This is a genomic window from Streptomyces neyagawaensis (assembly GCF_023516595.1).
GTDB classification, from domain to species: domain Bacteria; phylum Actinomycetota; class Actinomycetes; order Streptomycetales; family Streptomycetaceae; genus Streptomyces; species Streptomyces neyagawaensis.
The window spans coordinates 35315-55774 of the sequence record NZ_JAMGBG010000067.1; the positions used below are offsets into that span (position 1 = coordinate 35315).

Below are 20460 nucleotides of genomic sequence, written 5' to 3' on the forward strand. Positions count from 1 at the left end.
TTCTCCTCTTCCCCCGGGAGCCCCTCATGCGCACCCGCCCCCTCCTCCTCGCCGCAGCCCTCACCACCGGCCTGCTGACGGCGCTCCCGGCGTCGTCGGCCGCCGCCGCTCCGGCGCGGTACGCCGACGACTTCAACGGTGACGGCTACCGCGATGTCGCCGTCGGTGCGGCAGGCGCGGTGGTGGCCGGGAAGCAGACGGCCGGCGCGGTGGTCGTGCTGTACGGCTCGCCGTCCGGACCGTCCGCGGCCAGGCGCGCGGTGATCACGCAGAACTCGCCCGGCGTACCGGGCGCGGCCGAGGAGGGGGACCAGTTCGGCGCCGCCCTCACCTCGGGCGACCTCGACGGCGACGGATACGCGGACCTGGTCGTCAGCTCGCTGAACGAGAGCCTCGGCGGCCATGACGGCATCGGCACCGCCACGATCCTGTGGGGCGGCGCGTCGGGCCTGTCGGGCGGCGCTCGGGTGCCGCAGCCGGACTGGCTCACGGAAAGCGGCGGTTATGCCACCGGTCTCGCCGCGGCCGACTTCGACGGCGACGGCGACACGGACCTGACCGTCACCAGCCGTCCCACCACCCGTGTATTCGAGGGCCCGTGGAAGCGTACGGGCGCCCCGAAGGTCGAGTACGACATCGACGAACTCGGCGCCACACAGACCGTGTTCGCCGGTGACCTGAGCGGCGACGGGGCGGCCGAACGGCTCTATCCGTTCGGCTTCGACGGCGACGAGGGCGGCGCGATCCGCTACCTCCGCTGGACCGGCACGGGCTACGAGAGGACCGACCTCGACACCGCCGACGGCGACCAGGGCTCGATCGGCGACATCGACGGCGACGGCTACGGCGACCTGGTCCTCGGCGACATCTCCCGGGGCGCCCACAGGGGCGGCGAGATCACCGTCCGGTACGGCGGGCCGACCGGTCCGGCCCCCGCGCGGACGCCGACCACCGTCCACCAGGACACCGCCGGGGTGCCCGGCAAGGGTGAGTCGGACGACTGCTTCGGCTGCGCGGTGGGCGTCGGCGACATCGACGGCGACGGGTACGCGGACGTCGCGGTCGGCGCGCAGAACGAGGACGTCGACGGCAAGCGGAACACCGGCGCGGTGACCGTGCTGTACGGCTCGGCGGCCGGCCTGACGACGAAGCGTGCGGCGACGTACACGCAGGCCACGGCCGGGGTGCCCGGGGCCGCCGAGTCCAAGGACTGGTTCGGCTCGGCCGTCCGCCTGGCCGACGCCGACGGCGACGGCAGGGCCGACCTGGTCGCGACCGCCTACGGCGAGAACGACGCCGCCGGGGCCCTGTGGGTGCTGCGCGGCACGGCCTCGGGGCTGACCACGAAGGGCGCGAGGACGGTCTCCGCCCGCCAGGTCGGCCTGCGCGGACAGTCCAACTTCGGCGGAACCCTCGCCCCGTGACACCCCGCCCGCCCCGCCCCACCTCCCAAGAATTGACCGAACTCCCGTACAACCCTCCGGTATCGCCGAGGGTCTTCTGCTCGCAGACCTCGTACGCCCCTCTTCTCACGCAGCACCTGTCACGTCACATGCCGCACGCAATACGGCAGTTGGGCCCGCCGCGGCACGGGCCCCGGCTCCCCTCTGGAGTTCCTCTTGCGCATTCGTCCGTCCCTCCTGGCCGCGGGCCCGCTCACGAGCACGCTCGCGCTGACCGCGCCCACCGCCCACGCGGCGGGTTCGGCCGCCCCGTACGACTTCACCGGCGACGGCTACCGCGACCTGGCCGTGGGCGCCCCCTACGAGTCCTTCGGCGGCGCCGAGGACACCGGCACGGTGACCCTCCTGCGCGGCACCGATGCCGGCTACCTGCCGACGGGCGCCCGCGTCCTCTCCCCGTCCACCTCCGGTGTCCCCGACGGCGCCGAGTCCGGCGACAGCTTCGGCGCCCGCGTCCTGCTCTCCGACACCACGAAGGACGGCAGGGCCGACCTGAGCGTGGGCGGCACCGGCGAGAACGGGGGCGACGGCGCGATCTGGTGGCTCAAGTCGGCCACCACGTCGGGGGCGAAGTCCTTCGGCCCCGCGAAGTTCGGCATCCCCACCACCGGCTCCCCGTCCTTCGGCTCCCCCCTGCGCGGCTGACCGCCCGCGCCCCCACCGACCACTCCCCCTCACCATCACTCAGGGAAGACATCCTCATGAAGCGCCCCATCCGGACCACCCTGGCCGCGGCGACGGTCGCCGCCCTGACCGGCGGCCTCCTCACGATCGTCACCGCGGCCCCGGCGTCCGCCGCCCCCGCGAAGTACGCGGACGACTTCAACGGCGATGGCTTCCGCGACTACGCCGTCTACTCGTACGGCCCGGGCGACGCCAACAAGGGCGGCGGTGTCCTCGTCACCTTCGGCACGGCCGACGGCCCCGGCACGAAGACGCAGTTCATCGACCAGTCCAGCGCGGGCGTCCCCGGCACCGACGAGAAGGACGACTTCTTCGGCGAGGTCCGCACGGCCGCCGACTTCAACAAGGACGGCTACGGCGACCTCGCCGTGTCGGCCAACGGCGAGAACGTCGGCTCGTACAAGAACAACGGCACGGTCACCGTCCTGTGGGGCGGCGCCAAGGGCCTGTCCGGCGGCACCGCCCTGCCCAACAAGGGCGCCAAGGGGGCGTCGGGCCTCGCCACCGACCTCGCCACCGGCGACTTCAACGGCGACGGCAACCAGGACCTGGCCCTCGTCCGCGACAGCAAGACGTACGTCTACCGGGGCGCGATCACCAAGTCGGGTGCGAAGGGCTCGGTGACCGTCCTGGACAAGGACACCTCGTCGTTCTACTCCACCGCCGTCATCGCCGGGAAGATCGACAAGGACGGCAGGACCGACCTGGTCGTCATCGGCGACGTCGTCACCGACAAGTACATCGCCTCCGACGCCTGGTTCATCAAGGGCGGCAAGGCGAAGCTGTACCCCGGCAAGACCCTCCGCCTGGAGTCGGTGAAGGGCAACGGCGGCCAGGCCGAGCGCGGCGGCGACGGCGTGATCGCCGACTTCGACAAGGACGGCTACGGCGACATCGCGATCGGCACCCCGCTGTACGACAGGTACCGGGGCCGCGTGACCCTCTGGTACGGCGGCTCGACGGGCCCCTCCTCCAGGACGGCCCGCTTCACCCAGGCCACGAAGGGCATCAAGGACACCCCCGAGGTCGACGACGCGTTCGGCGCGTCCGTCTCCGCCGGCGACGTGAACGGCGACGGCTACCGCGACCTGGCCGTCGGCGCGTACGGCGAGAAGCTCGGCACCCACGCGTACGCCGGCGCCGTCCACGTCCTCCTCGGCTCCAAGTCCGGCCTCACCGGCACGGGTTCGCAGTGGTTCGCCCGCGACACCCCCGGCGTCCCCGGCGGCCTGGACGACGAGTCCTTCGGCAACACGGTCCGCCTCCGCGACACCAACCGCGACGGCAAGGCGGACCTGTACATCTCCGCGAACTACGGTTCGATCCTGCTGCGGGGCTCGACGAAGGGCATCACGACGACGGGCGCGCGGCAGGTCAACGGCGACATCATCCCGGGCATGCTTCAGTAACCCCGGCGCCGCACGGTCGTCGGGGCGGAGGCGGGGGGGCGGAGGCGCACTCGCGGAGGCCCACTCCAGCGCGGATAATGCCCTTATCGGAGCAATGAGCGCATACCACGCATACGGAAAGCCGGCGATACCTCATGGCTGAACACCCCAACGCAGCGCTCGTCCGCAAGGGCTACGACGCCTTCACCCGCGGCGACATGGACACCCTCCGCGGCCTGATGGCGGCGGACTGTACGCATCACGTCCCCGGTAACCACCTGCTCTCGGGCGACTACAAGGGCCAGGACGCGATGATCCAGATGTACCAGCGGCTCTACGAGGAGACCGGCGGAACGTTCAACGTCGACCTGAGCCATGTGTGCGTGGACGGCCGGGGCCACGCCGTCTCCGTGCACCGCTACACCGCCGAGCGCGGCGACAAGCGCATCGAACAGAACGGCTGCCTGGTCTTCCGCATCGTAGGAGACAAGATCACCGACATCGACGAGTGCCAGGAGGACCTGGACAAGGAAGCGGAGTTCTGGTCCTGAAGTGGTCCGCGCCCCTGATGGGGCCGAAAGCCCCCATCAGGGGCGCGGGGAACTGCGCGAGCAATCACGCCCCACCCGCACCCGCCAACGAACAGTGCCCCCCACCCACTAGGCGCCCGGCCCCCAAGCGGAGCGCACCCGCACAACCCAACCCCATCTCCAGGTGTCAAACAGGTGAACCCGCACCACCGCCGATATCCGGCCACCCACCTGGAGCCCCTCGTGCACAGACGGACGTACGCCCTGGCCGCCGCCGCGGCGGCCTGCTCGGCCACGACGGCACTCGCGCTCTGCGCGGCCCCCCACGCGCTCGCCGCCCCCCAGCCCTCCCCCGTCACCAGCGACTTCAACGCCGACGGCTACGCGGACCTCGCCGTCGGCGTCCCCGACGCGACCGTGAACGGCAAGGCCAAGGCAGGCTACGTCCACGTCCTGTGGGGCGGCGCGAAGGGCGTCGGCCGCCACGGCGGCATCCGCATCAGTCAGGCCACCGCCGAGGTCCCCGGCACTCCGGAGACGGGCGACCGCTTCGGCGCCGCCGTGGCGCTGGAGGACCTCAGCGGCGACGGGACGGCCGAGCTGATCGTCGGCGCCCCCGGCGAGGACGTGAACGGCCTCGGTACGGACGTGGGCGTGGTCGTCGTCGTGGGCGGCGGCAAGGGCAGCTCGCGCCCCGGCTCGAACGCCATGGTCGGCCCGTCCGCGAACTCGGCGTACGGCTGGTCGGTCGCCGCGGCCGACGTGACCGGCGACGGCGGCCGGGACCTCGTGGTGGGCGGCCGCGACAAGGTCGTCCTGCGGGCCGTGGTCGACGACGGCGAGGACCTGGTCACCACCACCGTCCTCGCCACGCCCATGGGCGGCCGCGCCCCCCTCCTCGCGACGGGCGACTTCAACGCCGACGGCACGGACGACCTGGCCCTCGCGTTCCACACGATCAACGCCCCCTACACCCAGTCGCACGTACGGCTGTGGACGTGGGACCCGGCCGAGCGCCGCATGGACAACTTCTGGAACGCCGGCAACGGCGCGGCCTCCGCCCTCGCCACCGGCGACTTCGACGGCGACGGCCTGGACGACCTGGCCCTCGGCGAGTGCCGCGAGATCGCCGACGAGAACATCGACGACCCGTGCGGCCCGGAGTCGTACGCCAAGGGCGGCGGCATCCACATCCTCTACGGCCACCCGAGCTCGTTCGGCTTCCGCACCCAGACCCTCAACCAGGACACGGTCGGCGTGTACGGGGCCGCCGAGGACGGCGACCGCTTCGGCGCGTCCCTCGCCGTGCTGGACTGGAACCGCGACGGCCGCGACGACCTGATCGCCGGTGCCCCCGGCGAGGCCATCGGCAGCCGCGCCCGCGCCGGCGCGGCGACACTGCTGCTGAGCCACAGCGGCGGCATCGTCGACCCGCACGGCGAGGCCACGTCCGTCGCGTACCACCAGGACAGCCCCCGCGTCCCCGGCGCGGCCGAGACCGGCGACGCGTTCGGCGCGGCCGTCGCGACCGGCGACTACAACAAGGACGGCGTCCCCGACACGGCGATCGGCGCCCCCGGGGAGAACGGCGGCTCCGGCGGCGTCTGGCTCCTCCCGAAGACCTCCGCGACGGGCTCGTACGCCCTCACCCCGTCGAACCTGGGCCTCCCGTCCCCGACGACGGCCCTGCGGTACGGCACGTACCTGGGCAGCCACTGAGCCGACTCCGGCAGGAGCCAACGCCCCCTCACGACGCCCTGAGTACTCGCGGATGATCCCGGAACGAAATCTCCGACCCGAGTACCTGACGATCCCTTAGGGGATGTCACAGCTCGGCCGCAAAGCCGGACCGGTGCCCCCCGGTCCGGCACGCCGCTCGCCGGGACCAGGTACGTTCGATGACGTGGCTGGATTCAGGATCGGACGCGGCCGGGACAACGGCGCTCCTCAGACGCGACCGCAACACCCCCCGCACGGACAGCAGGCCCCGCAGGCCGGCGGCCCGTCGTACGGCTATCCCCAGACGCCACCGGGCCCGCCGTACGGCGGCGGCCGGGGCGGCAACCAGGGCTGGCCGCAGACGCACGGCGGCCGCCCGGGCAACTACGGCCCCCAGGGCCACCAGGGCCAGGGGAACCACGGCGAGCCGGAGTACTTCGGCGACGGCGGCCACGGCGGCGCCGGCGCGGACCCGTACGCGGCCAACAACCCGGGCCACACCCAGATGTTCGCCGTCGGCGAGGACCCGTACCAGCAGGGCGGCACCTACCGCGCCGGGAACGCACCCGCGGCCCCGGTCGGCCCGCGCCTGCCGTGGAAGGACCTCCTGAAGGGCATCGTCACCAGCCCGAACCAGACGTTCCTGGTGATGCGCGACTACGCGGTGTGGGGCCCGGCCCTGATCGTGATGTTCCTCTACGGCCTGCTCGCCGTCTTCGGCTTCGACACGGCCCGCGAGGACGCGATCAACGCGACGCTGTCGAACGCCGTGCCGATCGTCCTGGTCACCGCCGTGACCATGGTGCTGAGCACGTTCATCCTGGGCGTGGTCACCCACACCCTGGCCCGCCAGCTGGGCGGCGACGGCGCCTGGCAGCCGACGGTCGGCCTCTCCATGCTGATCATGGCCCTCACGGACGCGCCGCGCCTGGTAGTGGCGATGTTCGCGGGCGGCGACGCGCCGTTCGTCCAGATCCTCGGCTGGATCACCTGGGTCGCCGCGGGCGCCCTGCTGACCCTGATGGTCTCCAAGTCCCACGACCTCCCGTGGCCGAAGGCCCTGGGAGCATCGGCGATCCAACTGATCGCAATCCTGTCCCTGATCAAGCTGGGCACGTTCTAGACAGAGGCACCCCGCTTCGAGCGCACATGAGTGAGGGGCTCCCGGCCGATCGGCCGGGAGCCCCTCACTCACATAACGACCTGTCCCGCAGGCTCCGCGGGCAATGCTGCTTCGCCGTCCAGGCGTAGAGGCTTCGCCGTCTAGGCGTCGAGAACCTGCCCGGCCCTCCTGACCACAGGCGGTTCGACGGACCAGGGAAAGTTGATCCACTCGTCCGTCCGCTTCCACACGTACTCGCACTTCACGAGGGAGTGGGACTTCTCATAGATCACGGCGGACCGGACCTCGGCGACGGCGTCGAGGCAGAAGTCGTGGACGAGCTTGAGCGTCTTGCCCGTGTCGGCGACGTCGTCCGTGATCAGGACCTTCTTGTCGGAGAAGTCGATCGCGTTGGGCACGGGCGCGAGCATGACGGGCATCTCGAGGGTGGTGCCGACGCCGGTGTAGAACTCCACGTTGACCAGGTGGATGTTCTTGCAGTCGAGGGCGTAGGCGAGCCCGCCGGCGACGAAGACACCACCGCGGGCGATGGAGAGGACGATGTCGGGCTCGTACCCGTCGTCGGCGATGGACTGCGCGAGTTCGCGCACGGCGACGCCGAACGCCTCGTAGGTGAGGTTCTCCCGGACCTGGGACATGCTCACACCTGCGTCCGATGGAAGTTGAGGAAGGACCGGGAGGCGGTCGGCCCCCGCTGCCCCTGGTACCGCGACCCGTACCGCTCGCTGCCGTACGGGAACTGGGCCGGAGAGCTGAGCCGGAACATGCACAGCTGCCCGATCTTCATACCGGGCCACAGCTTGATCGGGAGCGTCGCGAGATTCGACAGCTCCAGCGTCACGTGACCGGAGAACCCCGGGTCGATGAACCCGGCGGTGGAGTGCGTGACGAGCCCGAGCCGCCCGAGCGAGCTCTTGCCCTCCAGACGGGAAGCGAGATCATCGGGCAACGTGATGACCTCGTAGGTGCTGGCGAGCACGAACTCCCCGGGGTGCAGGATGAACGGCTCGTCGCCCTCGGGCTCCACGAGCCGGGTGAGATCCGCCTGCTCGATGGAGGGGTCGATGTGGGGGTAACGGTGATTCTCGAACACCCGGAAGAAGCGATCGAGCCGCACGTCGATGCTCGACGGCTGCACCATGGATTCGTCGTACGGATCGATCCGCACCCGTCCCGCGTCGATCTCGGCCCGGATGTCCTTGTCTGAGAGAAGCACGCCCCGAGGATACGCAAGACGCGCGGACCCTCCGCATTCGGGCGGGGAACCGCGCGTCTCACACCTACCGAAACCGGCCCCGCACGCCTACGCCGCACGACGCCACCACAGCACGACGGCTGCGGCCTACCGCTTCTCGCTTACCTCTTACCGCTTCTCCAAGGCGACCGGCACGACGCTGCGCAGCCGGGCGCAGCGAGGGCAACGGATGAGCCGACCGGGGCCGAGTCGCTCGGCCTGCTGCATCGGGAACGAAGCGGTGCTGAACACGTGCCCATCGGCACAACGGACGACGGTGCGCTCCATCAAGTCCAAGAGTCCCTTCCCCAAGAGCCGCGTCTGATGGCCGGCCTCACGCCGACCTGACGACGAAAGCCACATTACGGGATGATTGGGACGCCCCTCCAGGCGGCACTCCGAACCACCGGAGGCCCCCACAGACCCTCTTCCGCGCCCCCACCGTACGCCCCAACTCCCGCGCCCCGCAGCCCCCGTCCCCACCCCTGAAACAGGCCCGGGCCCCACGGCATCAGCACGCGGGGCCCGACATGAGGTAAAGTAACGAAGCGTTCCGACACCGGCACCGACCGGCGTCTTACGCGGGTGTAGTTTAATGGTAGAACATCAGCTTCCCAAGCTGAGAGCGCGAGTTCGATTCTCGTCACCCGCTCCATGATGAAACCCCAGGTCAGCGGCCTGGGGTTCGTTTGTTGTCTAGACCAATTCGGGGGTTGTGCGCCCCCCGCGTGCCCTGAATCGAGGCCACGCACCCCTTTACCGGACCCTCGGGCGTCACTTTGCCCCTCCAGCCCACGACCGCCTCAAATAACGAGGCGCATTTCATGTGACCCGCAGCATAGGTCGAGCAAATGGCGACTAAGTCGCGTACGCAAAGGGACACTTGCGCGGCGCTGGTATGGCCGGGCGGTTCACCATGCCCGGTGTGGCCACCAGGTACGGCGGTTCCCGAAGACGCCGCGACAGCGCGCTGTGGTCGCCCCATGCAGAAGGGGACGCCGTGCAAGCTCCCGCGGGAGATCGGCAAAGGCTTGTCGGCACCTGCCACCCGAGGGAACCTGTCGTCGAGGCGTTGCAGCAGTTCGCGGGCGTCGTTGCCCACCTGCTCCAGGCGGGCGACGGGGTGGCTGGGCTGGGAGCACAGGCGAACCGGCCGGCCGTAGCGTTGGGCCCATTCGGCGGTGACCGGCTCATCCAGCACCTCTGGCGCGTCGCGGGCCGCCTCTTCCAGCACGGCGCGGACCGCCTCGGTCACCGGCTCCAGGCGGGTCGGCTCCCGTGCGGCGGACAGGACGTGGGGGGACTCGGGGCGCTGCGTGACGCGCCCCTTGGGCAGGCCGGCCCGTCGGATCCGGGTGAGTGCGAGGTCCAGTAGCCGGTCGGCGCGGTCGCCTTCGGCGAGTCGGTCGCGGAAGGCGGACAGGACGCTGTGGTGGAAGCCGGGATCGTCCAGGTCCAGTCCGAGTGCGTAGGCGAAGTCGATTCGGCAGCGCACCGCCTCGGCGGCCTGGCGGTCGGAGAGGTTCATCGCGTACTGCAGCACGCAGACGGTGGCGAGCTGGGCGGGTGAGAGCTCAGGGCGACCGTCACGCGGGTACCAGGCGGTGAAGTCCTCGTCACTCCAGAGGCCGTCGAGGCGGTCACGGATCCACATCGCGGTGGTGCCCTTGAGGTTGGCATTACTCCAGGGCACCCGGGCAGTAGTCGCACCCACACTCGTCGAGATACGGGAACATCCACATGCGCCTCATCACCTCCCGGTAGTCCACGGAGGCCACCGAGTCGGGCAGGAGTATCGGCAGGGGAACTGCGTCCTCGTAGATCTTCTCGGCGTCTGCCGAGTACCGGATGTAGGGCAGCAGCACGGAGCTGTACATCGCCTCTGCCGCGGCCGTGGCGCGACGGGCTGCCACCTGCTCGGGCCAGGTCAGCGGCTGCGTGCCGGAGAGGATCAAGTGCTTGAGTGTCGGCCGGCCGGGGACGGACCGGCAGCCGCGGTTCTTGTCGCGGACTCGCTCCAGTTCGTCCGTGAGCCGCTTGACCAGCTTGACGGCCTTGGGGTCGGCCTTGATCGACGGAATGACGGAGTCCTCTTCGTCCAGCATGCGCAGCACGGAGTAGGGCATCTTGCCGTAGCTCGCCGGGAAGTCCACGTAGAAGACCGAGTCGATGCCTTCGTAGGAGCGCAGGATCTCGGCGAACCAGTCGTTGCGGTCCGCGTCCTCCGCGATGGCGCGGTCCGCGTCGGCCATGGCGGGGCTGCCGGGCACGACGCGCAGGTTCTCGATGGGCTCGAAGTCCTCTTCGGGGTCATCGCCGTCGCCGACGCGATAGCGGGCGGGCAGCGCGACCTCGTCCAGGGTGGCCCTGCCGTAGAGCAGGTCGATCGCGGTCTTCTTGCCCTTGAGGGCGGTCTCGTCGTAGCCGAGGACGGTGGTCGACGACATGTTGCTGTCGAGGTCGAAGACAACGCCTGGGAAGCCGTCCAGGGCGGCAATGACGGCCATGGACGTGACGCTGGTGGTCTTGGTGGACCCGCCGCCTTCGATGATGTACGCCCAGATGAGGGGCCAGTTCCGGCCCTTGGGGCGGAAGTCGGAGTCGGTGCCGTACCACCACAGGGACGACAGATCCAGGTCCAGGGTGTCCCCGCTGCGGTCCGTGTCGGTGTACAGGACCTCTTCGGGAGCCACTTCGGGCTTGGACTTGGCGCCTTGACGCTCGAGCCGCGGGAGCACGCCTGCCATGAGATCTCCAGGACTGCGGTGGGCACGGGGGGGGCGAGACTAGCGTTTACGGACCCTTCCCCGCCCAGATTTTGCGCCGGATACGGCGGGAGGTGGCTCGCTCCTGGATGGCGGGGTGGATCGACAACGCCGCGTTGACGCCTCGGTGTTGGCGCCCGGAACCGCTCTACCTCCGTGAACCCCAGATGTCATGGCTTCAGGTAGGGCGATCACATGTCGGCCCGCGTATGCGTAAGGCCGCCGACGGGACGAGGGGGGAGTGTGTCCCGCCGGCGGCTTTTCAGTGGTCGGTCCGTGCGTCAGAACCAGGGGACCTCGTCCGGCTTGGCCTTGTTGATGTTGCTGACGAGGTTGTTGGTCAGCGGGAAGTTGGCCCTGCCCCACTGGGAGTTCCACAGGGCGTCGCGCGGTGCCTGGGGCATCTGCTCCATGGTGACCAGGGCCGGGGTGTCCCAGTGGTTGCCCGGGCCCCAGGCCTCCGTGTCCTCGCCCCACCCGGCGAAGCGGAAGGCGTGGGTGCTCGCGCCGTCCTTGTGGTAGACGATCTTGACGTGGTTGCCGTCCATCGGCACCTCGTTGATCGGGTGGGTGCTGAAGCCGCCGTGCCGGGAGGCGGCCAGGTAACGGGGGCGCTCCTCACCCTGCTTCTGGAAGACGACGACGCACTCCCAGTCGTGGCGGTGCCCGAAGGCGTCGGCGCCGTTGAGCGTCTGGTCCTTCTCGAAGTACAGCGCGTAGACGTAGGCGCACCAGCCGTTCCTGCACAGGGACTGCGAGTACGTGTTGGCTCTGCCGAGGTGGCCGTCCCGGCACTGACCGGTGATCGAGCCGCTGGGGTTGAGGCCGCCGTTGAGGTTTCCGTTCGCGTCAACCGCCGCCGCGGGGAAGCAGCCGTCGCCGTCGTAGTCGAACAGCGGCATGTACTTGTTCTGGAAGGTGCTTGCGTTCCAGGGCAGCGGGTTCAGGACGCCGGCGCTGGCACTGCCCGTCAGACCGACGGTCAGGGCGGCGGCGCTGCCCAGGACGAGTGCGGCCTTGGCGGGACGGGACCGTCGGCGGGGCTTGGCTTTCAGCGACATGTGGGTGCTCCAGTGGTGGTTCGTTCTGCCGGGAGTCCGGCGGGACGAGACCGAGACTGGAGCGCGGGGAGTTGATTCGCGGCATGTTCTGAACAGGGCGATCAATCGTCCTCGGCGTTTCGGGAGGATGTTTCTCGCGGCGTCAACGTCCGTCCGTTTCACGCCGTTTGCCGTTCACCTCGTGTTGCCCTACGGCCTTGGCGTCACACTCGAACCAGACGGTCTTGCCGGGCCGGTCGGCCAGGGGAACCCACCCCCACCGATCCGTGACGGCCTCGACGATCCCCACTCCGCGCCCGCTTTCGGAGAGTTCGTCCACAGCTGTGGACGACGGCGGGCGCGGGCTCGCGTCGGTGACCTCTACGCGCAGCCCCCGACCCTCCGGCAGCCGCAGGATCAGCACCGTGGCACGCCGGTCGGGGCGAGAGTGGCGTACGACGTTGGCGTTCAGCTCAGTGAGCGCGAGGGACGCCGAGTCGTAGAGGTCGTCCATCCCCCAGGCGGCGAGGTACAGGCGGAGGATGCGGCGCAGGTGCCGGGCGGAGTGCTCACCGAGGGCGAAGGCGGTGCCGTACCGGGCGCCAAGTCCTTCGTCGTGAGAGGCGGTTACGCGATTCATGCCATCAGCGTGGAGTCATGTGATTACGCTCGGCTACAGACCGAAGCGAACGCCGAGCCGCGTTCTGACCTGGGGGTGACCGCCGCATGCCCAACATCCGCACACTCGACCCCACCGCCTCGCCGCTGGACTACTTCGGCTCCGAGCTCCGCCGGTACCGGGAGTCGGCGGGGATGTCCCAGCAGGAGCTGGGCGACTGCATCTTCTGCACCGGCTCCCTGGTGGGCCAGATCGAGACCGCCCACAAGGTGCCGACCAGGGAGTTCGCGGAGCGGGCGGATGCGGCGCTGATGACGGACGGGTGCTTTTCGCGGCTCGTCGGGCTGGTGTTGCGGAGCCAACTGCCGACGTGGTTTCAGGCGTACGCGGAGATGGAGGGGAAGGCGACGTACATCTCCACGTACCAGTGCCAGCTGGTGTACGGGCTTCTGCAGACGGAGGAGTACGCCCGTGCCGTGCTGGCCACGGGCCGACCGGACAAGCTCGACGAACTGGTCGCCGCCCGCATGGAACGCCAGCGCATCCTCAAGCGGGATCATCCGCCCCTGACGTTGGTGGTGCTCGACGAGGCGGTGCTGCACCGACCGATCGGTGGCCCGGAGGTCATGCGGAAGCAACTCCACCACCTGTTGGGTCTCCAGGGCGAACGCTGGATCCGCCTCCAGGTGCTGCCTTTCGGGGTGGGCGGACACGCGAGCTTGGACGGCTCGTTCAACCTGCTCCGCTTCGACGACGACCCGGACGTCATCTACACCGAGGACTTGATCTCGGGCCACATGACGGCCAACCAGGGCACTATCCGCGACGCTGCCCTTCGTTACGCTGACTTGCAGGGAGCCGCCCTGTCCATGGAGGATTCGGCGGAACTGATCAAGGGCGTACTGGAGGAGCGTTATGGGCAGCACACCGGATCTGACCAACGTCCCCTGGCGTAAGTCCAGTTACAGCGGAAGCACGGGCGGCGACTGCGTCGAGTGCGCCCCCCTCGGCGGCGCCGCCTGGCGCAAGTCCTCGTACAGCGGCAACACCGGCGGCTGCTGCGTCGAGGTCGCCCCCCTCACCCCCCACATCGCCGTCCGCGACTCCAAGAACCCCGAGGTCGGCACCCTCACCCTCTCGCCGGAGGCGTACGTCGCCTTCGTGAGCCACGTCGGGCGCTGACGGCCACGCCAGAAGCCGCCGGCGGACGGGGGGAGTGTCCGCCGGCGGCTGTGTGCCCCTCGGGGGGATGAGCGGCACGGATTCAAGACTGGCAGCCGGAGAGTTGATCGGCAGCCCGTCCGATCAGGGCAATCAATTCCTCGGTGGTGAGCGCCCGAGTCCTGAACCCGGCCAAGAGCCACCCACGCCCTGCGCCCCGCCCCCGAACCGACCGCGGCGGTCCCCGCCCCGAGCCCGCTGACCCGCCGGGAACAGGAAGAGGCCGCGCTGGTGGCCAAGGGCATGAGCAACCGGCACTACCCCCTGGATCTACCGGGGGCGGTGCCGGTGCCCGGAGGTACACCGCTGCCCCGGCGGGATGGGCGCCGGGGCAGCGGTCGGGCGGTGGATCAGACTCCTGTGGGGGTCAGCGGCCCTTCGACGTGTGCAGGACGTAGTCGGCGTACATGATCGCCGTGAGGATGCGGAAGGCTACCGACTCGCCGAACTGGCCTGCGCGGTAGCCCCACAGGGGACTCGGGTCGACGTAGCCCGGCTGGTGGTTGCGGAGCAGGTCGTTGAACCGGCGGCTCAGGACGTCCCACGAGTTCTCCTGCTCGACGAAGTCCCGGGGGAGGCGCAACTCGCCGCCGTCCATGACCATGCCGATGTCACGGCCGATCGGCCGGAACCGGGCCGCTTCCGCGACGAACTGCGTCATGACGAGGAACGCGCGCGCCATCGTCCTGGGGTCCCTGGCGTTGTAGAGGTCCCAGACCGCCGTGTTGACGTTCTCCCTGCTGAACGTGATGTCCGTACGGGCGGTGTTCGCGGCCCTCTGGAGGCTGTCGTAGCCCTCCCCGGCTCCGGGGAGCTGCCACGTGCCGTTGGCCGCCAGCCACCCTTGGCTCGTCCACCGCCCGGACTCGTTGCCCGACGGCGGCAGCTGCCGCCCCCTGTTGTCAGTCCCCCGCGAGCCGACGTAGTTGTAGACGTTGCTGCCCGTCCACCAGCCCATGATGTACATGTCCGAGCGGCGGATGTTCAGCCGCACGAACGTGTCACTGGCCCACGCCTGGACGTCCACCTGGAAGAAGTCGGACGAGGCGGGATCGGTGTGGGCGACTTCGGAAGTGGTTCTCGGCACTTCGCTGCTGCCGCTTGCGGCTCGGTCGGCTATCGCGTCGAGGAAGCGCTCGTACGCATCTTGTCCGGCGGTCTGTGATCCGCCGATGCCGATCTGGTAGGTGGGGTTGCCGTCGGCGGCGTATGCCTTCGACGCGTTTCCGAGCGGACCGAGCAGGGTGAGGAACAGCGCGCCGAGGACGGCGGCGATGACGGACGAAGTCAGCCTCTTGTGTCTGCTGAGTGGGGACGGACCGGCGACGAGGTCGGTACTCATATGCATCTTCCGTTCGGGTCGAAGGAAAGGATCTGCCCGCGGCCCGCCCCCGAACCATCGGCGGCGTTCGCGGCCTTGCCCCACCGACGCTCGCAACCGGAACGTTGATTGGCACGTCCCTTTTGTCAGGTCAATCAATCTCGTCGGCGGAGGGGGATTGATGGACGTCACATGCCGCATCGCCGCTACGTCACCTGTGGGCAACCCGGGCGTCACCGGGCGGCTTGTACGTTCGTCGGGCTCGATGTCCCTGTCGCCGGCCAGACGGAGGTGTGCGCATGGGGCGCCCGGAAAGACCGCTGGACCCGACGGCCGGTCCCGTGCCGCGGCTCGCACACGCGCTGCGGGAGCTGCGCAGTACCGCGGGGAACCCCTCGTACCGGAAGATGGCCGAGACGGCGGGCTTCTCCGCGACAACGCTGTCGCAGGCCGCCGCCGGTGAACGGCTGCCGTCCCTCGCCGTCGTCCAGGGCTATGTACGGGCCTGCGGCGGCGACCCGGACGAGTGGGAGCCGCGGTGGAAGGACGCCGAGGCGGAGGTGGCGGGGGAGGTCCGCGAGGACGACGAGGACGCGGCGCCGCCCTACCGGGGCCTCGCCCGGTTCGAGCCGGCCGACCAGGGGCTGTTCTTCGGGCGGGACCGCCTGACTGAGGATCTGCTCGAGTTGGTGTGCGGGCACCGGTTCGCCGCGGTGTTCGGCGCCTCCGGCAGCGGGAAGTCCTCGCTGCTGCGGGCCGGACTGATACCCCGGCTCCAGCAGGAGATCGCTGACCAGGGGCGTCCGGCGGTGCTGCGGGTGCTCACCCCCGGCGACCGGCCTGCCACCAGATACGGCCATCTGCTGACCCCGGCCGCGGACGAGCCCGAGAGCTGGGTCGTGGTGGACCAGTTCGAGGAGGTCTTCACCCTGTGCCGGGACCGGGCGGAGCGGGCCCGGTTCATCGACCTGCTGCTCGCCGCCCGGGACCCCGGCAGCCGGCTGCGGGTGCTCATCGCCGTACGGGCCGACTTCTACCCCCGCTGTGGCGAGCATCGCGACCTGGCGGACACGCTGTGCGGCGCCGGACTGCTGGTCGGCCCGATGACCGCGGAGGAACTGCGCGAGGCGGTCGTCAAGCCGGCGCAGGAGGTCGGGCACCTGGTGGAGCGGGAGCTGACGGCGCGGATCGTGGAGGAGGTCCTCGACGAGCCCGGCGGGCTGCCGATGCTCTCGCACGCCCTGCTGGAGACCTGGCGGCGACGCAAGGGCCGGGTGCTCACCCTCGCCGCGTACGAGGCGGCGGGCGGGGTGCGCGGCGCTATCGCGGCGAGCGCGGAGGAGGCGTACGGGCAGCTGACCGCGGAGCAGGCGGATGCCGCCCGGTGGCTGCTGCTGCGGATGGTCGAGCCCGGCCAGGGCACCCCGGACACCCGGCGCCCGCTGACCCGGGCCGAGCGCGCGGAGGTGGCCTGCCCCCATGTGCCCGCGGTGGTGGAGCGGCTGGCCCGCGCCCGGCTGCTGACCGTCGACGAGGACGCCGTCCAGCTCGCCCACGAGGCGCTGATCACCAGCTGGCCCCGGCTGCGTGGCTGGATCGAGGAGGACCGCGAGCGGCTGCGCCCCCGCCGCGCGCTGACCGATGCCGCCCGCATCTGGCTGGAGCACGAGCGCGACCCCGGTGCCCTGTACCGGGGCACCCGCCTGGACCGTGCGGCGGAGCTGTTCCCCGACCACGAGCACGACTACTCCCTGACCGTGCCGGAACGCGAGTTCCTCACCGCCGCGCTGGCCGCCCGCGAGGCGGAGCGCCGGGCCGCCGCCCGCTCGACGCGCCGGGCGCGGGCCGCGGTGGGCGTGCTGTCGGCGGTCCTCGCGGTGGCGCTGGTCGCCGGTATGGCCGCCTGGACCCAGAGCCGGGACAACGAGCGCCGCCGCATCGACGACGAGGCCCGCCGTATCGCCGCCGTCGCGGACGGCCTGCGCACGACCGACCCGCACACCGCACAGCTGCTGGGCGTCGCCGCCTGGCGCGTGTCCGAGCTGCCGGAGACCCGGCGGGCGCTGCTGGGCTCGCTCGGCCAGCAGGAACTGGACACGTTCACCGACCCGGAGCCCGGGGACGGCTACTCCCGCTACCTGACGGACTCCGGCCGTACGCTGCTCAGCGTCGCGGGACACACCTGGAAGACCTGGGACGTCGTAGGGCACCAGCCGATCGCCTCGGGGCGGCTGCCGGAGGGCGACGGTGCGGTCGGGGCCAGTCCGGACGGGCGGCTGCTGGCGCTCGACCGGGACCACGGGGTACGGCTGTGGGACCTGGCCGCCGGACGCTGGTTCGGTGATCCGCTGCCGGGGACGGCCTCCGGGAACTTCGCCGAGCGCGCTTACGTCCTGAAAAATGCTGACAACGACAGGGTGCAGGTACGTTCGGCGGCGGACGGGAAGCTGCTGTTCGAGACGGAGGCGGACAGTGCGGCGATGCCGGCACCGAGCGCGGACGGCCGGCTGTTCGCGTTCTGCCCCGCCGCGGTCGGCCCGGTGCGGGTACGGGATCTGACGGACGGGCGCACGGTGCCCGGGCGCTGGGATCGTGTGGGCGACATCTGCGACGACGACAACGCGCAGCTGGTGCTCGGCGACGGGCGGAGGCTCGCCGCGGTGACCGCGAGCGGGGTGCGGGTCTGGGACGCCCGGTCGGGGCGGCAGCTGGCCGACCTCGCCGACGCCGGAGTGAAGTACGCCGCCTTCAGCAAGGACGAGAACTTCCTGGCGACCGCCGACGGGGAGGAGATCAGGGTGTGGCGGCTGGGCGTCGACGCCCCCGTGTTCCGCCACTCCCTCAACAACCAGCCCCTGTACGGCGGTCTGGAGTGGGACCCCGCCCGCCCGGTGCTGCGCTATCTGGAGGGTGGCACCGTCCACTCCCTGGACGTCGCGACGGCCGTGACGTCCGCCTGGCAGGACCAGCCGCTGGACAAGGTGCTGATCGGCCCGGACGGCCGTACCTTCGCCACCGCGCGACGCACCGGCGACACCTACCGCTTCGAGCTGCGCGACACCGTCCCCCACTCTCGACTTCGCTCGAGCGGGGAGACCCCCGTCGGACGACTGCTCAAGGCACTGCCGCCCACGCCGCTTCCGGTGTCCCGCGACCCCTCCCGGCCGGTCCGCCCGGAGTACACCCTCCCTCTTCTGGCCTTCGCCCCCGACGGCAAGACGCTCGCGTACGCCGTCTCGGCGCCCGGCTACGAGGCGTCCCCGCAGCGCCTGACGATCTGGGACGTCGCCCAGGGCCGGGCCCGCACGACGCTGGACCTGGCGACCGACACGTCGGCCGGGGCGGTCATCGCGATCGCCCTGTGCCCGGACGCCCACACCCTCCACCTCACCCGTACACCGGCGATCGGCGAGCTGAGCAACGAGACCTGGGACATCGCCCGCCACCGCCGGACGGCGGTCCTCCCGGCCCTGTCCAGCAGCCACCTGGCCGTCCGTCCCGACGGCGGGCTCCTGGTCGGCGACAACCGCACGGCGGGCCTGCCGGGCGGCAGGGCCGCCAGACGCGACCTGGTCCAGGGCGGCGAGATCGGCGCCCTCGCCTTCGCTCCGGACGGTTCGCAGCTCGCGGCGGGGGACCAGGGGGGCCGGGTGATGCTGTGGGACGGAACGGTCCGGCAGCGGGTGGGGGCTCTGCCGAACGTCTTCCCCGCGCTCCCGGAAGCCTTGGCCAACACGATGACGGGCGACACCTCCGAGGCCGTCAGCGCCCTCGCGGTCAGCCCCGACGGCCGCACGCTGGCGGTGGGCGGCGAGGCCGGGAGCCTGCAGCTGTGGAACATCGCCACCCAGCAACCGCTCGGCGGCCCGCTGACGACACCGGGTGAGGGGATCGACACGGTGGCGTTCTCCGCGGACAGCGGCACGGTGTACGCGGGAAGCGCGCACGTGCCTCTCCAGCGCTACACGATCGACCCGTCGAAGGCGGTCGGGACGGTGTGCGCCCGGACGGGAGACAACGGGCTGTCGCGGGCGCAGTGGCAGAGGTACGTCCGCGACGTGCCGTACCGCAAGGTGTGCGGGGACTGACCCGTCCGGCATTGGTTCGCCCGGTGGGGGCGATTGATCGACCTGACGAAGAGGGTGGCCGAACCGCCAACGGGTCGGGGAGCCCGACGGCAGAACCACCTATGAAGATCCGGAAGACCGGCCGCCGGGCGGCGACAAGCCCGACGTGATCTGGGACTGCAGCAACAGCAAGGCCGACTCATGCCAGTACCACGAGGTCAAGGGGACTACGGTCCAACCATCGTTGCCTGTCGGCTCCCCTCACGCACCGGCACAGATATAAGCGATGGCTAGCGCCGCTCTCGCTGCCGCGGGAAAGTCCGTGACGGCTGTGACCCGCACCGCGCACGCCGTCGTGCGCGCCGCCTTGGTCTTGGGCGTGATCTCGTCGAAGCCGGACGGGTGCAGGTTCGAGCTGATGGCGAGTGGCCGTGCGCCGACAGCGCAGGTCGTCTCAGACTCGTATCCGGTTCGCGTCCGTGGTGTGCTCGACGCCTGGGGCCACGCGCCACAGTGCGGCCGAGAGCCACATCAGGATGCCGCCGACCAGGACGTGCAGCCCGCTGGTGAGCAGGGAGTCGGGCAGCGCGGTCAGGAACGCGAACAGCGGCAGAACCACGGTGTACCCCCACGACGGCACCCTCGGGAAGACCCGGGCGCGGATCATGACCGCCCCGAACAGGGCGCAGCCCACGGCGAAGACGGCGGCGGAACCGATGAGCGCGGGGATGGTGGGGCCGGTCAGGGTCTCGTCGACGACATCCTCGTCCAGGTAGAAGATCACCAGGTTCGACGCGAACGCGGCACCGCCGAACAGGCCGAGGCCGATGAGGTTCACGGGCGCGGCGATCTTCCCGAGGCTCCCGGCGACAGGGCCTTGGCGCAGGTGCAGCGCGGTGAGCAGCGGCAGGGCGAACGCGGGGGCGAGGGCGAGCGGGACGCTGGTGGCCGAGGTCTCCCCGGTGAACGCCTCGACCAGGCCGGGCAGGGCGATCAGCAGGCCGGACAGCGCCCCGCACAGGGCGCCGACGCGAAGTGCCGATGAGATGGAGGAGTTGACGGATGAGGCCATGAGGCTGCTCCGGTTGCTCGGACGGTGGGTGGGTGGTTGTCCAGACCGTTGACCGCAGGCTCGAACCGTGAGCACCTGCTCGTACAGCCGGTCCGGGTGGCAACGGTAGGAAGCGGCCGGTCGGCGTCGGGAGGTGAAGGACGTCGGGCATCGGCGTCCGGAAGTCACCGTCTTCCGGACGGCGCCATGGCGTTCGGCACATGCCGTTGGGTCT

General features: G+C 70.7%; 17 protein-coding genes and 1 tRNA gene. 10 read left to right on the forward strand and 8 right to left on the reverse strand.

All coding sequences use genetic code 11. From position 1 onward, the window contains the following. Positions 1 to 26: 26 nt before the first annotated feature. The 6 genes from M8J73_RS26425 (at position 27) to M8J73_RS26450 (ending at position 6907) form a co-directional block, all read left to right on the forward strand. A complete protein-coding gene (locus M8J73_RS26425) occupies positions 27 to 1424 on the forward strand; it encodes an FG-GAP and VCBS repeat-containing protein (RefSeq protein ID WP_249829145.1) in 1398 nt (465 codons plus the stop codon). Positions 1425 to 1619: 195 nt separating this feature from the next. Then, positions 1620 to 2108 carry an FG-GAP repeat protein gene (locus M8J73_RS26430; protein ID WP_249829146.1) on the forward strand — a complete coding sequence of 163 codons (489 nt, stop codon included), beginning with the start codon at positions 1620 to 1622 and terminating at the stop codon, positions 2106 to 2108. Between the two features lie 56 nt (positions 2109 to 2164). Then, positions 2165 to 3556, forward strand: a complete 1392-nt coding sequence (locus M8J73_RS26435) for an FG-GAP and VCBS repeat-containing protein (protein ID WP_249829147.1) — start codon at positions 2165 to 2167, stop codon at positions 3554 to 3556. A gap of 134 nt (positions 3557 to 3690) precedes the next feature. Continuing rightward, positions 3691 to 4086, forward strand: coding sequence for a nuclear transport factor 2 family protein (locus tag M8J73_RS26440; protein WP_055538789.1), 396 nt, complete (start codon positions 3691 to 3693; stop codon positions 4084 to 4086). A gap of 174 nt (positions 4087 to 4260) precedes the next feature. Then, on the forward strand, positions 4261 to 5784 hold the full coding sequence (locus tag M8J73_RS26445; RefSeq protein WP_249829148.1) for an FG-GAP-like repeat-containing protein: 1524 nt from the start codon (positions 4261 to 4263) through the stop codon (positions 5782 to 5784). Positions 5785 to 5887: 103 nt separating this feature from the next. Next, on the forward strand, positions 5888 to 6907 hold the full coding sequence (locus tag M8J73_RS26450; protein WP_107424077.1) for a Yip1 family protein: 1020 nt from the start codon (positions 5888 to 5890) through the stop codon (positions 6905 to 6907). 140 nt (positions 6908 to 7047) lie between these two features. Here the strand turns inward: M8J73_RS26450 and M8J73_RS26455 are convergent, their stop codons facing one another. Both M8J73_RS26455 and dcd read right to left on the reverse strand, forming a co-directional pair. Beyond that, complete coding sequence (locus tag M8J73_RS26455; protein WP_055541231.1) at positions 7048 to 7545, reverse strand: phosphoribosyltransferase; 498 nt, start codon at positions 7543 to 7545, stop codon at positions 7048 to 7050. Positions 7546 to 7547: 2 nt separating this feature from the next. Continuing rightward, positions 7548 to 8123, reverse strand: coding sequence for a dCTP deaminase (gene dcd, locus M8J73_RS26460; RefSeq protein ID WP_055541232.1), 576 nt, complete (start codon positions 8121 to 8123; stop codon positions 7548 to 7550). A gap of 599 nt (positions 8124 to 8722) precedes the next feature. Here dcd and M8J73_RS26465 point away from each other — a divergent pair. Further along, positions 8723 to 8796, forward strand: a tRNA-Gly gene (locus M8J73_RS26465). 15 nt (positions 8797 to 8811) lie between these two features. Here the strand turns inward: M8J73_RS26465 and M8J73_RS26470 are convergent. The 4 genes from M8J73_RS26470 to M8J73_RS26485 all read right to left on the reverse strand — a co-directional run bounded on the left by M8J73_RS26470 (position 8812) and on the right by M8J73_RS26485 (position 12586). Beyond that, the gene (locus M8J73_RS26470) at positions 8812 to 9834 is read right to left on the reverse strand and encodes a transposase (RefSeq protein ID WP_157873141.1); all 1023 of its coding nucleotides are present in this window, start codon (positions 9832 to 9834) and stop codon (positions 8812 to 8814) included. Continuing rightward, the gene (locus M8J73_RS26475; protein WP_240501296.1) at positions 9821 to 10888 is read right to left on the reverse strand and encodes a ParA family protein; all 1068 of its coding nucleotides are present in this window, start codon (positions 10886 to 10888) and stop codon (positions 9821 to 9823) included. The genes M8J73_RS26470 and M8J73_RS26475 overlap by 14 nt, the downstream gene beginning before the upstream one ends. Before the next feature lie 299 nt (positions 10889 to 11187). Beyond that, positions 11188 to 11967, reverse strand: coding sequence for an NPP1 family protein (locus M8J73_RS26480; protein ID WP_055538956.1), 780 nt, complete (start codon positions 11965 to 11967; stop codon positions 11188 to 11190). Positions 11968 to 12109: 142 nt separating this feature from the next. Further along, positions 12110 to 12586 (reverse strand): ATP-binding protein, encoded by a 477-nt coding sequence (locus M8J73_RS26485; RefSeq protein WP_055538955.1) that lies wholly within the window; start codon positions 12584 to 12586, stop codon positions 12110 to 12112. 86 nt (positions 12587 to 12672) lie between these two features. Here M8J73_RS26485 and M8J73_RS26490 point away from each other — a divergent pair, with 86 nt between their 5' ends. Together M8J73_RS26490 and M8J73_RS26495 are read left to right on the forward strand one after the other, a co-directional pair. Then, the gene (locus M8J73_RS26490) at positions 12673 to 13521 is read left to right on the forward strand and encodes a helix-turn-helix domain-containing protein (RefSeq protein ID WP_055538954.1); all 849 of its coding nucleotides are present in this window, start codon (positions 12673 to 12675) and stop codon (positions 13519 to 13521) included. Next, positions 13481 to 13747: a DUF397 domain-containing protein gene (locus M8J73_RS26495; protein ID WP_055538953.1), complete on the forward strand. Its 267-nt coding sequence runs from the start codon at positions 13481 to 13483 to the stop codon at positions 13745 to 13747. The genes M8J73_RS26490 and M8J73_RS26495 overlap by 41 nt, the downstream gene beginning before the upstream one ends. Positions 13748 to 14153: 406 nt before the next feature. Here M8J73_RS26495 and M8J73_RS26500 read toward each other — a convergent pair whose 3' ends face one another. Then, on the reverse strand, positions 14154 to 15128 hold the full coding sequence (locus M8J73_RS26500) for a ribosome-inactivating family protein (protein WP_055538966.1): 975 nt from the start codon (positions 15126 to 15128) through the stop codon (positions 14154 to 14156). A 278-nt stretch (positions 15129 to 15406) separates the two neighbouring features. Here M8J73_RS26500 and M8J73_RS26505 point away from each other — a divergent pair, with 278 nt between their 5' ends. Then, positions 15407 to 19195 carry an nSTAND1 domain-containing NTPase gene (locus M8J73_RS26505; protein ID WP_055538965.1) on the forward strand — a complete coding sequence of 1263 codons (3789 nt, stop codon included), beginning with the start codon at positions 15407 to 15409 and terminating at the stop codon, positions 19193 to 19195. A gap of 433 nt (positions 19196 to 19628) precedes the next feature. On the opposite strand, the gene M8J73_RS26510 is transcribed toward M8J73_RS26505, so the two are convergent. Continuing rightward, entirely contained in the window at positions 19629 to 20246 is a 618-nt protein-coding gene (locus M8J73_RS26510; RefSeq protein WP_055538964.1) for a hypothetical protein, read from the reverse strand. Between the last annotated feature and the right edge of the window lie 214 nt (positions 20247 to 20460).